The organism is Chryseobacterium sp. AC405b, assembly GCF_979258685.1.
Genome location: NZ_OZ409877.1, coordinates 291,250 through 303,163, shown reverse-complemented (window position 1 = coordinate 303,163; position 11,914 = coordinate 291,250). Strand labels below are relative to the sequence as shown.

Here is an 11,914-nt window from a genome sequence, read left to right as displayed (position 1 = left end):
GTTTTTTATTTAGTACCAACCTCTTCTCGCAGCATTAATGATTGTACTCAGGTTAAGAATCAACGTATATCTGATGCGTTTTCCGTAATCTTTAAAACCGGGCTCAAAACCTAAAGAAGATTGTACAGGGAAATAAATTTCAAGAAAATCAGGAATTACCCTTACTTTCACGCCACTATCCCAAATAAATTGTGTGGGCTTATTTTTATTTTTATAAAATCCTGCATCTGCATACAAATGGAAAATTTTCCAGACACTGGTGTCAACATTGAATGAGGTAATCCACTGATTAACCGTTCCCGGAATAAATGATTTAAAACCTCCGTCTGCCAAAATAAATTGCTGAGACAATATTCCACCCGTTGCACTCTGCCCAAGAAGATTATAAGAAAAAGAATAATCTGAAACTCTGGCAATTCCAAAATCGAAAGTATTGTTTCTCGTTTCGTTTCTTGCAAAATATCCGGCAAATAATCTCAGACTCAATTTTTGTCTAGGGGCAAATTCCCATCTGTAAAATGCCTCACCTGTAATTTTATTAAAATCCTGCATTGCCTGTGTACTGATGCTGAAGCTTTTCTCATGAATCATCTGGTTATCGGCAAACCCATAACCTAAAGCCCAAAGACTATATTTATCATAATCACGCTCTGCAATCATCTTGGCATTCAGATCTCTCTGAAAATAATTGTATGAAAGACTGATTCCCTGGCTCACTGTACTCCGTGGGTTTTTTCTGAAATTCAAATTTGAATATAAAGAAGCTTTTTGGTACGCCAGATCAAAGTCATAATGAAAATAGGATCCGGAAACGCCGAACGTAAGGTTTTGTACGATGCTTTCAGCGGGAAGAAACGAGTAGGCAACAGCTCCGGAACCGGTAAGTTTTCCAGTACCTGTACTGAAAGAGGGAGTGATGGAATACAGAAATTTCTGATCAAACAATGACTGGTTTTTAAAATTCATACCGATCAGAAATTTGTCATAGGTATTGGTAAATCTGATTCTTGGGTTCAGGTAAATTTCATTAAACTCAGGATTGGGAATATCTTTTATAAATTTAAATTTAATTTTTTTTGAATTTGAAAATAAACCTTTTGTGTATAAAAAATTATCCCGGTAATTGGATTCCGGAAAAATGTAATCATTATTCAGAGTGATTTTATAGATGTTTTCAGCAGGAAGATTTACAGTTTTTTTTCTTTCATTTTTCTCAGTTTCTATCCAGTATGATTGTCGCTCGCCTTGTCTTGTCTGGGTTTCAAGTTTTACAGGAATAGCATCATCTGTATTTTTTGCAATATTGATTTGCAGAGCGTCATCTTTTGCCTTAAAATTTTTAAGTTTAAAATTAACTCTTTTTTTATGCTTCAAAAACTCCGTTAAATAATCCGTAGAAGGTTCTTTTTCTGAAAGCTGTTTCAGAAATTCTTCAGGATTGATTTCCTGATCTCTGTTTTCTGCAATATATTTTTTAACTAAATTATTAAAATTTTCTTCACCCATTTTGTCAGCAGAAAAGCTGAAAAGGCTCCCCGTTTCAAAGCTGCTGATCGCCATATCATTGAAATTGCTCAGTTCAGAAAAAGGTTCATCAATTTTCTGATCAAGATTTTGAGACATAATATATTGATAAGCCAGACCATATCGGTCGAGTAACTTTACATCCGATGCATGGAACCATTTTAAAGGTTTGATTCCCAAAACACTGGTTTCGGGAAGATTGCCTAAAAGTTTGGTTTCTCCGTAGAATTTTTTCAGATATTGAGTTTCGAGATAAGATTTCAGTCCGTTTTTAAACCAATGATGGTCTTGTTTGTCAGTAATGATGTTTTCGTCTAGAATTTTTTTGGTAATAATTCCGAAATAATCGAGGTCAACCTTTTCCGCATCTGTGAATAATTTAAACCTGAATTTCCAGAAGCTGATGTCATTATTTCCGAAAAAATCTTCTTTAGCTCTGAATTTATCTGAAATAAAAAGAGTTTGTGGGATAAAACCTATTTTCTCTTTGATGAATTTTAAATGAAGCGGAAGGAAAAACTCCAGATTCTGAATCTCCTGCGGACTGATCGTATAGCCGAATTTGATCTCGGTCTGAATCTCTTCAGTATTTACTTTAATCGTTGGAAACTGGTTGGGTGAAATCACAAATTCAGGATCAGAATCTAAATATCCATCAAAAGAATTGATACTTGTCTGCTGAAGATTACCGGCCATGAAATAATTGACAGGAACTTCAAAATCAAACTTCCAATGGGTGTTAAAATTCACCGATTCTTCAATGTCCAGGTAATCCCTTTTAGAAATATTGCCCGGATCAAAGTGATCCGGAACAATAAAGAAATATTTTAAAGCGATATTATTCTCAGAAGTTCCATAACCTGTAAATTTTTTATCAGGAAGCTGAATCTGATATTGTAATTCTAATTTGATGCTTTCACCAACCTTTAAAGGCTGATTTAAAACAAAAAACAAATTTTCTTCAGAAACACTGTTTACAGAAACCAGCTGATTCTTTTCGCTGTTAATTTTGAAACCTGAAATTTTACCTAATAATTCGGGCTTTGCAAAGTGAAGACTGTTATTTCGGTCTTCAAGTTTTCTGTAGACCAAAGAAGTTTCTCTCTTATTGTACGCAGCTACCCAATTGAGAAGTTTAATACTGTCTAAGGGTTTTTCAGAATGATTATGATAAATAATTTCCTGATTAACGTCTAAGAATTTTTTGTCCTGAGATAATTTTGCAGCAACCGAAATGCTGTCTTTCTGTGCATAAATCTGCACAACTCCCCAAAACAAAAAAAGACAAATGCTAAACTTTTTCAAAATGATGATAAAGTATCAAATATAACTTATTTTAGATATAATTAAATATGAATTTACGGCTAAATTGCATTTTTTTGCAAAGAATTCAAATACGCTTTCCAACCCTCATTTTTATAAGTTATAGCAGCTTCTCCAGGATTTTCAGATTTGTATATTCCTCTTCCTACAATCATGAAGTCTGTATGAAGAGTTTTAAAAACATGATCCGGAGTATTATATTGCTGACCTTTTCCGTCACCGGAGTCTGCAAGATTTACGCCCGGAGTAAACAATAACATGTCTTCGGGAAGCTGATTCTGAGACACTCCGCCAATTACGTTGGGATGTGACAGGGCAACTTTTAAAGCTTCTTCTCTGTAGCTGTTTGTTGTTAAAGTTCCTTTTGATGACATTCCGATGATCGCAACTACGCCTACATTTTTGAAACAGTCTAAAGATTCAAAACCGCCAATCAACTGAGACGTCACAAAATCTGCCCAATCTGTAATTTTGAAAACGCCACTTGTAAACTGAAGCTCCTGCGTATTTCCAATGTCTGCAAATTTTCTGTCTTCCATTAATAAAAACTGGTGTTTTGAAGCCAATTCTTTTAATGGTACGATGGTATTTTGATAATCAAAATCAGAAATAATATCAATATGTGTTTTTAAAGCGATAATATGTGGCCCTACATGCTCTGCCAATTCCAGCAATTCCTGAGTTGTTGTAACATCAGCCGAAGCAATAAGATTTGATTCTTTTGCCAAAGCAATCTCTAATAATTTTTTTGAAACAGAATGCTGTGCATTTTCAAATTTCTCCTGATAAGAAGGTCTTGTTCTTTCTTCGAACTGAATGTGATTTCCCTGTAGAAAATCCTGAATTCTTTTAACTTCATCATCGGAAAGTTCTCCGTTTTCCTGAAGAATTGTACAAACTTCCGAAATGTTGAAAAGGGTATGAACTCTGTAGCCTTTACTTTCCAGAAGCTGTTTTCCGCCTTGTTCTCTGTCTAAAACGACAACAATGTCAGCAACTTTAAGATCTTCCTGCTCAACTTCAGCTATCGTTTCTACCAAAGATTTTCCGGAAGTAATCACGTCTTCTACCAAAAGACAGTTTTGTCCTTTCTGGTAAATCCCTTCAATCATTTTTTTGGTTCCGTATTCTTTGGCTTCTTTTCTTTTAATAATTAATGGAATATAACTCTCCAGAGACATTGCTGTAGCCATAGGAAGTGCTGCATAAGGAACTCCACAGATCAGATCAAAATTATCCAATGGAAGCATTTCCAATAAATAATTAGCTAAATTTTTCAAAATTTTAGGATCTGAAGCCAAAGGTCGTAAATCTACATAAAACGGACTTTCAATCCCGCTTTTTAAGGTAAATCTTCCGAATTTGATGATGCCGAGTTTATAGCACTCCAAAAAGAATTCTTTTTTACTTTCCATTATTTTTTATTAGATGTTGCAAATTTAAGGATTTGAAAGGGAACAGAGAAATATGATGTGCAAATTGTCAATTGTGATTTTTGCAATGCTCTTAACTCTTACGGAATTATAGCGATTTTAATTAATGTAAAAAAACCATCCTGTTAAGAATGGTTTTAATTTTAGTTAATGATCTCGGCATCAATTACTCTTGATCCTTCTGTACCATATTTTCGTTCAGCTTCCCAAAGTAAAAATTTATCTACCTCTCTGATGAGTTTAGGAATGGCAAAAGATAATACCGCAATATCGTCTAAAACTCCTGCTACGATTATAAAATCCGGAATGATATCAATGGGTGAAATTACGTAAAGAAGACCCACTAACGGCAGTATCAGATTAATTGATTTTACAGGATATTCACCTTTCCTCCACAAATTCACCATTCTGAAGATGTCCGGTATTTTTTTTACAAATCCCTTGTGGCTGATTGCCTGCTTTGCTAAATTAATTTTTGAATATTTCATTTTGTGTTTGTTTTATGTGACTAATTTTAAACTCTTTATACTTCACAAATTCTGTACCAAGGAATTATAAATTTAAGTTAAAGTTATTTAATAATATTATCAATAAACTGATGGATTGATTCTGCATCCCAATCAGTTGATACATCTTCTTTGATGAGAATTCTTCCGTTATGATCGAGTAGAAAGGTTGTAGGAAATACCTTCGGAAGTAATTTTTCAGAGATTGGGCTTTGAGCAATGTAAACGGGAACAGTGTAATTGTTTTCTTTTAAAAATTTTCTTACCGTTGCTTCTTCATCTTTCATCGCAATTAAAACGAAATCAATATTTTCTTTTCTTCGGTCATATAATCTTTGGATCGAAGGCCATTCTTTTCTGCAAGGCGGACACCACGTTCCCCAAAAATTCAAAAAAACAGGTTTATTTCTGAAATTTTTCATATTCGTGCTCGGAACATTAATCCCCTGAAGATCAATATCGTAATCATCAGCTTCAATATGTACGGCACTTTCTATGGTTGCAACCGGCAAGAACAGATCTTTCAAAGTATTTCTGATTCCCGGAACAAGAAAAATAGTTCCTAAAACGACAAGAACAACAATGTAAGTAATTAGTTTTTTCATAATAATTCTAAAATTTCCTGAATAGAATCTTTCCCTCTGTTTCTGGAATAATACACCTGCAGATCATTGTAAAACTGATCTTTGGTATATTCTTCAGGATGAGCTTTGTATTTCAGTAGCAATTCGTGACCATATTTTGGTCGAGGTCCCCAAGAATCTTTTACATTAAAATTTTCGTCTAAAATAATAACTTTCGGGATAGATTGTGTGCCGTTGGTCAAAAATTGATCAATCAGACTGGTGTCGCTGTCTCTCAGGAAAATTTTCACTTCGTTCTGACCTTCAAAAAATGTAACCAAAGCAGGAACGGTTGCGCTTGCATCTCCACACCAGGCTTCAGAAATAATTAAAATCTTTCCGTCAAAATTCTTTGATTTTAATTGGGTCAGCTGTTCTTCGTCAATTACAAATTTCTTCAGCGTTCTGTCCATTCTCTGAATGCCAAGTTCGTAGTATGGTTTGTATTCAATATCTTTTTCATTGTCAGGATTATTGAGTCTCTGATGGGCAATTTGAAGATATTCTTCGAAGTTGATTGCTTGGTTCCAGTAATTTTGCATTACCTAAAATATTTATGTTTAAAAATGATTTAAATTTCTCGTTTTGTTGATCAGAAAAAGATCGGCTAAAACAAATGCTGCAAGACTTTCGACAACCGGCACAGCTCTCGGTACAACGCAAGGATCGTGTCTGCCTCTTCCTTCTACAGTTACGGCATTTCCGTCCTTATCAACGCTGTCTTGAGGTCTTAAAATGGTCGCCACGGGTTTGAAAGCTACCCGGAAATAAATATCCATTCCGTTTGAAATTCCGCCCTGAATGCCACCGGAAAGATTAGATTTTGTGGTAAAGTCTGTATTGAACTCATCATTATGTTCGCTTCCGGTCATTTTTGCACCGCAAAAACCGCTTCCGTATTCAAAACCTTTGCATGCGTTGATATTCAGCATTGCTTTTGCCAATTCTGCCTGCAATTTAGAAAAAACAGGCTCTCCTATTCCTACAGGAACATTTTTGATAACACAAGTGATTGTACCGCCAATTGTATTGCCTTCTTTTTTAATTTCCTTGATTTTTGAAATCATTTTTTCGGCAATTTCTGTATCTGGACAACGAACTTCATTGCTTTCGGTTTTAGAAAAATCTAAAGCCTGATATGGTTTTTCACAGAAAATTTCACCCACAGAAGAAACGTAGGCATTAATTTCAATATTAGATAAAAGCTGTTTTGCCAAAGCTCCTGCTACAACCCAATTGATGGTTTCGCGGGCAGAAGATTTTCCGCCGCCACGATAATCACGGATTCCAAATTTTTGGTCGTATGTAAAATCTGCATGACTCGGGCGATATGATTGTGCAATGTGATCATAATCTTTCGACTTCTGATTTTCATTTTCGATTATAAAACCAATTGGAGTTCCGGTCGTTTTCCCTTCAAAAATTCCTGAAAGAAATTTTACGCTATCACTTTCTTTTCTTTGTGTAACGATTGCCGACTGACCAGGTTTTCTTCGGTCAAGTTCGTATTGGATTTTGTCTACATCGACTTCCAGACCTGCCGGAAAATTATTGATGATTCCGCCGTATGCCAAACCATGACTTTCACCAAAAGTCGTAAGGCTGAGCAGATTCCCTAAAGTATTGAACATAGCACAAAATTACCGATTTTTATTCAGATATTAAAGTCTTTAAACACATACTATTTATAGGAGTTTTTGATTTTTTCTGTGACTTTCTCAACCTGTTTTTGTTCTTTTGGAGTCATTTTTTTTGAAATAAAACCTTTACGGATGTCATTTTTGTCAATTAATTGGGGAAAGATTCCTGCTTTTTGATAATCAAAAATAAAACTTTCAGAAATTGCGGGAATAGGCGTGTCAAAGTTAAAAGGATATTTTTCGGAAACATTAAATTTCAGATTTCCGGTTTCAAAAGAATGGTATTTTTTGTATTCGTATGTAGAAGGTTTGTACAATTGTTTCCATTCTAATTTCCCCATAAAAGATGACATTTTATAACTCGGGATGAATTGGGCAACGAAAGATGGAAAAGCTGTAAAGCTTACGAAAATCATGCTCAAAACTGCATAAACGGCCATTGATATTTTTTTCGTAAAATACCTGGCAAACATGACAAAAATTATTACAAAAAACACATCCATAAAAAATCTGTACTGCGCTGAAAAAAGTAGAACCAGAGCACTTTTTATAATTAATGAAATGCATATGAAGGTGATGATTTTGTTTTTGTTAATGACAGTAAAAATGGTAAAAACAATTAAGCTTAAAATAAATAAAATATTGATGAAGGATTTAATTCCATTAAGAAATAACCAATTTTTAATGTAATCGAATGTTGTGAATTTTTGAATTTCTGTGTAAGAATATTGATTGTCGAAGGTTTTTAAAATAGCATATTCTGATGATGATTTTAATAATTCTGCATTAGGTTTCCAGCTAAAATTAAAATCGATCAATGATACCGGGAAAATAGGGTAGCCGAATGTCCAGATGTTTTTTATAACAAATAATGACAGAATAAATATGCCCGAAATTAAAGTTTTAAATGAAGATTTTACTATAAAGACAGCGTAGAGGAATGCTAAAATCGGTAGCCAGATCATTGTTGGTTTTATCGCAAAAACGAAAGTAGAAAATGCAAACAGTAGAGAAATGTTTTTATTGCCGGATAATATTTCATTTAAAAGAATTAAAGAAAAAATAATCACCGGTAAATCAGGACTTGGAGATTGTGAAAACAAAAGCAAAATGGGAAGAAAACACAATTGAATCCAGCTTTTTTTCTCTGTAATATAAATAATATAAACAACAAGCAAAACCGCATTTATTCTTAAAAAAGGATCGGCAAAATTTGAAAATCCTGCCTGAAAAATATGCCAGACCGACATTTGTCCGAGAACAAGATCTAAATTTGAAATTCCTTTTATCAAACCATATTCTTTTAACCATTGTATGCTGGGAATATAATATCCAAAGTGATCTAATATATATGGGTAGAATGAGCTGCAAAATAAAATTACGATTATACTAATACATAAAAAGATGTATTCTTTTTTCGAAAATTGATACAATTTCAAATATAATTTTTCTATGAAAAAACAGAACAGACCCAATAAAATTGTTGGGATTTCTACAAATAAATTTAAGGAAGTAAAAAAAGAAAGACCAGTCCAGATGATACTAATTCCAAAAATTCCCAAAATCATTTTTGCAGAAACACCTTCGAACATTTGTGTTCTGAAAATAATCTCAAAAAATTTTCCGCAACCTAGAAGTGTTGGAATGATGATGATTGTAGTGTAGAGAATAAAAAGCATAAAAAAAGATTGCTTAAAAATAAGCAATCTTTTTATGTATATGAAATTGATTTAATTATCTTGGCTGAACACGTCCGCTTTTTCTATCCTGAGCTCTACCTAAAGTATAACCCGTCGCAGCACCGATAACTCCACCTACTACTGCACCTCCGCCACGGTTTTTCTTATTAACAATAGCTCCTAATGCAGCTCCACTCACTGCACCAATTGCGGTACCTTTTGCAGCCTCACTGATTCCTTTTTTCTGTGTTGTCGTCCCTTGAGATGAACTTCCACTGTTACTTGCAACATTGTTATTAGAAGACTGATTATCTCTGTAAATTGTTCTTGTTTCTCTAATAACCTGGGGTTTGGCTGCTGCAGCTGTTTTAGCTTTCTCAACTTCAGCTAAACTGTCAGTTCTTTTTTGTGCTTCGTAAGCAAATCTTTCTTTCTCTATGGAGAGTTTTTGTTTTTCAATCTCAAGTTGTCTCGCCTGAAATTCTATTTTTTGTTGTTCGAGAGATTTTTCTGCAACTTGATCGTCTTTCTTACAGGCAGTCAGTGTAATCACCGACAAAACTCCTGCTAACAATATATTTTTCATAACTCAAATTTTTTAATAATTAAGCAACTTTAAGGTTGTCTTGTGTGGTATGTTCAATTATGAAGCCAAGTTTTAGTTAATGAAATGTTAAAATTTGATAATTCATTGCTGCAGGGTCCTAAGACGCATTAAAAATAGTAAATTAGGAATCCTAATTTAAACTTATTATATGCTTATTACATATCGCAAAATAGCTCTTACTGAAGGTGTTTCATATCTTATTTTACTTTTCGTTGCAATGCCACTGAAGTATATATTTGATATTCCTGAACCTGTAAAATATTTTGGTTGGATACATGGAGTTTTATTTCTTGTATTCATGGTGGTTTTAATTATAGCAACTTTTCAGTATAAATGGAGTTTGAAAAGAGTTTTTATTTATCTTGTTGGATCAGTATTGCCTTTTATTCCTTTTATTTTGGATAAAAAATTAAAGAAAGAGTACGGGAAAAACGTGTAATTCAGTCAAAACAAATCATTGTCGGTGCTTTTCTGATAAAGCATCTCTAAAAGTGATAAAAAAACCCTAAACTCTGAATGATCAGTAGAATAGGGTTTTTGTGAGGTACCTAGCGGATTCGAACCGCTGTAGATGGTGTTGCAGACCACTGCCTAGCCGCTCGGCCAAAGTACCATTTTTTAGTGATGCAAATATAGAGGATTTTCTAATTTAAACAAATTTTTTAGGCTATTTCTTTATTTCCCAGATTGTCTATCTCGCTTTTCGTCTGTCTTTCAGCCTGATAATTTTTGATGTTGATTACTCTGGTATCACTCCAGGTATCATGCCAACCGTTTTCTCCAAAAAATGACAGACCGTCAAAAGGCACGATTCTCGAAACACTTCTTATTAAGTACTCCTGAAAACTAGGATTTGTTCCGTCAATACTTACAACCTTTGTTCCTGTAATATATTTACCCAAAGTTCTCCCTTTGGTAAAGTATTCCGTCAAAAAAATATATAGTAAATACACAGTTAAAGTAACTATAATATCTTGAAATCTGGTCATTTGAGCAAGTTGATTGGTTATTTTAATCAAAGATTCGATGTTGAAAAGCTCATAAAGCAAAACAGAAAATGAACCAAAAAGGAAAAATAAGTATATGAAAATTCTGTCGATAATAAAATTGACGAATCTTATTCCTTTTGAAGCTTTGTTGTTTTCAATGATTTTTAAATGTTTTTTCATGGTTTAATTATGGTTTTTAGTTTTATAACAATTTTAAAATCCTTTTAACGTAAATCTTAGATTTGCGTTGGTATCAATCACAGCGGTGATTCCGGATGGGTTCAGAAAAATTTGATTAGGTTTTAAGTTAAATACTTTTCCGCTCATTTTCAGACCTTTGTAATATTCTTTGTTGAAGGCTTCTTCGATGCTTTTCTTCGAAGAGGTTTCTAGATCCGTAGTAGGAATTCCATATTCGTCTTCTATCATTTTCACGATTTTTCCTTTGAAAAGAGAAATTGCTAACTTCTGAAGAATGTTGGCTGTTTTAAGCTTGAATTTTGTGTCTGAAAGTACTATTTTTCTTTTAGTTTCGTCGTAAACAGGAATCCCCGAAATGAAAGCCGTTCCTTTAACATAACCCTCTGTGTCAGCTTCTATCATAATTCGGTTTGCTTCGCCATATACTTTGATATCCGAAATTTTCACCTTAGAATCTCTGATGTCAAATTCTTTATTCAAAAAAGTTTTTCTGGCAATATTTGTCGCTTCAGAAAAAGGAATATTTGCAGTGGTCTGCAGCACAAATTTATCTGCTAAAAGAGGAATAAAATTAAAATCCATTACAGCTCTTGCAGGTTGTGAGGCTTCAGGTTTCGTTCCCGTAAAGGTTTCCGAGAAGATATCAATCCCAATATTGGTATCAATTTGATTTCCGTAGAATTTAAGTGGAGTAATATTGACATTAATGGGAGTAATTTTCAGCCAGGTATTATATTCTTCAGAAATATTGAAAGGTTGCGAAAAAGCATTCCACGCTAAAACTGCATACTGTTGGAAGTTCAGCTGTGAAGCCATCTGCTGATCAATGGTTTTGCAGAATTTATATTGTTGCTCTTTCAGGCTTTTTTCTACCAAAGAAGTAATAGGAATTTCAATTTTTCCGAAATCGAGAACAGGTTTTTTCACCCATTTAAAGCCCATTGGTTGTGTAAAAGTGCTTATCGACCAGTTGTTTTTAAAACTTAATGCTGTTTTAAAATACATTACGGTTTCAAAAGTCGTCTCTTGGTAGGTATAAACTCCCAAAGTTCCGATGCCTTTTTCTGCCCAGATTTTTAAAGGAACTTCAATCAGAATATTTTGATTGGCATCTCCAACGAGTCGTATAGGTCGGGTTTTCCAAACTTTTACCTTAAATTGGTCATTATCGTTATCGGTATAAGAATCATCCTGGAAAATAAGGTCTTTCACAGAAGCATTAATCATATTACTGATTTCCGACAAAGGAATTGTCACAGGCATTGTAATGCTCGATTTTATCTTAGGAAAATTGTAAACAGCAGCACTCGGCGTTGCGTTCTGCCCAAAAATACCAATGCAGAGTAATAAAAATAGAATATTAAATATTTTCACTGTCTTTTTAATTTT

The 11,914-nt window shown here is 33.8% G+C and carries 11 protein-coding genes and 1 tRNA gene; 1 reads left to right on the top strand and 11 read right to left on the bottom strand.

Annotated elements, in window-relative coordinates; translation table 11 throughout:
* Window positions 1-9: 9 nt before the first annotated feature.
* The 8 genes from ACZZZA_RS01505 to ACZZZA_RS01470 all read right to left on the bottom strand — a co-directional run bounded on the left by ACZZZA_RS01505 (window position 10) and on the right by ACZZZA_RS01470 (window position 9,314).
* Complete coding sequence (locus ACZZZA_RS01505; protein WP_463429501.1) at window positions 10-2,829, bottom strand: aminopeptidase; 2,820 nt, start codon at window positions 2,827-2,829, stop codon at window positions 10-12.
* A 59-nt stretch (window positions 2,830-2,888) separates the two neighbouring features.
* On the bottom strand, window positions 2,889-4,262 hold the full coding sequence (pyrF, locus tag ACZZZA_RS01500) for an orotidine-5'-phosphate decarboxylase (RefSeq protein ID WP_463429500.1): 1,374 nt from the start codon (window positions 4,260-4,262) through the stop codon (window positions 2,889-2,891).
* A 161-nt stretch (window positions 4,263-4,423) separates the two neighbouring features.
* A complete protein-coding gene (locus tag ACZZZA_RS01495) occupies window positions 4,424-4,768 on the bottom strand; it encodes a YkvA family protein (protein WP_463429499.1) in 345 nt (114 codons plus the stop codon).
* Between the two features lie 83 nt (window positions 4,769-4,851).
* Window positions 4,852-5,391: a TlpA family protein disulfide reductase gene (locus ACZZZA_RS01490; protein WP_463429498.1), complete on the bottom strand. Its 540-nt coding sequence runs from the start codon at window positions 5,389-5,391 to the stop codon at window positions 4,852-4,854.
* A complete protein-coding gene (locus tag ACZZZA_RS01485) occupies window positions 5,388-5,951 on the bottom strand; it encodes a thioredoxin family protein (RefSeq protein WP_463429497.1) in 564 nt (187 codons plus the stop codon). The genes ACZZZA_RS01490 and ACZZZA_RS01485 overlap by 4 nt, the downstream gene beginning before the upstream one ends.
* An 18-nt stretch (window positions 5,952-5,969) precedes the next feature.
* Window positions 5,970-7,040 (bottom strand): chorismate synthase, encoded by a 1,071-nt coding sequence (aroC, locus tag ACZZZA_RS01480; protein WP_463429496.1) that lies wholly within the window; start codon window positions 7,038-7,040, stop codon window positions 5,970-5,972.
* A 50-nt stretch (window positions 7,041-7,090) separates the two neighbouring features.
* Entirely contained in the window at window positions 7,091-8,728 is a 1,638-nt protein-coding gene (locus tag ACZZZA_RS01475) for an LIC_10190 family membrane protein (protein ID WP_463429495.1), read from the bottom strand.
* A 55-nt stretch (window positions 8,729-8,783) separates the two neighbouring features.
* Complete coding sequence (locus tag ACZZZA_RS01470) at window positions 8,784-9,314, bottom strand: glycine zipper family protein (protein WP_463429494.1); 531 nt, start codon at window positions 9,312-9,314, stop codon at window positions 8,784-8,786.
* Window positions 9,315-9,483: 169 nt separating this feature from the next.
* Here ACZZZA_RS01470 and ACZZZA_RS01465 point away from each other — a divergent pair, with 169 nt between their 5' ends.
* On the top strand, window positions 9,484-9,774 hold the full coding sequence (locus ACZZZA_RS01465; RefSeq protein WP_463429493.1) for a DUF3817 domain-containing protein: 291 nt from the start codon (window positions 9,484-9,486) through the stop codon (window positions 9,772-9,774).
* Window positions 9,775-9,877: 103 nt separating this feature from the next.
* On the opposite strand, the gene ACZZZA_RS01460 is transcribed toward ACZZZA_RS01465, so the two are convergent.
* The 3 genes from ACZZZA_RS01460 to ACZZZA_RS01450 form a co-directional block, all read right to left on the bottom strand.
* A tRNA-Cys gene (locus ACZZZA_RS01460) sits at window positions 9,878-9,948 on the bottom strand.
* Between the two features lie 49 nt (window positions 9,949-9,997).
* Entirely contained in the window at window positions 9,998-10,504 is a 507-nt protein-coding gene (locus ACZZZA_RS01455; protein ID WP_463429492.1) for an RDD family protein, read from the bottom strand.
* Between the two features lie 33 nt (window positions 10,505-10,537).
* Complete coding sequence (locus ACZZZA_RS01450; protein WP_463429491.1) at window positions 10,538-11,899, bottom strand: DUF4403 family protein; 1,362 nt, start codon at window positions 11,897-11,899, stop codon at window positions 10,538-10,540.
* Window positions 11,900-11,914 lie beyond the last annotated feature (15 nt).

Bases quoted from the DNA above. Each gene is read 5' to 3' on its own strand.
- ACZZZA_RS01490 (WP_463429498.1), bottom strand. From the start codon at position 5,391: ATGAAAAAACTAATTACTTACATTGTTGTTCTTGTCGTTTTAGGAACT.
- ACZZZA_RS01465 (WP_463429493.1), top strand. From the start codon at position 9,484: ATGCTTATTACATATCGCAAAATAGCTCTTACTGAAGGTGTTTCATAT.
- pyrF (WP_463429500.1), bottom strand. From the start codon at position 4,262: ATGGAAAGTAAAAAAGAATTCTTTTTGGAGTGCTATAAACTCGGCATC.
- ACZZZA_RS01470 (WP_463429494.1), bottom strand. From the start codon at position 9,314: ATGAAAAATATATTGTTAGCAGGAGTTTTGTCGGTGATTACACTGACT.
- ACZZZA_RS01485 (WP_463429497.1), bottom strand. From the start codon at position 5,951: ATGCAAAATTACTGGAACCAAGCAATCAACTTCGAAGAATATCTTCAA.
- ACZZZA_RS01455 (WP_463429492.1), bottom strand. From the start codon at position 10,504: ATGAAAAAACATTTAAAAATCATTGAAAACAACAAAGCTTCAAAAGGA.
- ACZZZA_RS01495 (WP_463429499.1), bottom strand. From the start codon at position 4,768: ATGAAATATTCAAAAATTAATTTAGCAAAGCAGGCAATCAGCCACAAG.
- ACZZZA_RS01475 (WP_463429495.1), bottom strand. From the start codon at position 8,728: ATGCTTTTTATTCTCTACACTACAATCATCATCATTCCAACACTTCTA.
- aroC (WP_463429496.1), bottom strand. From the start codon at position 7,040: ATGTTCAATACTTTAGGGAATCTGCTCAGCCTTACGACTTTTGGTGAA.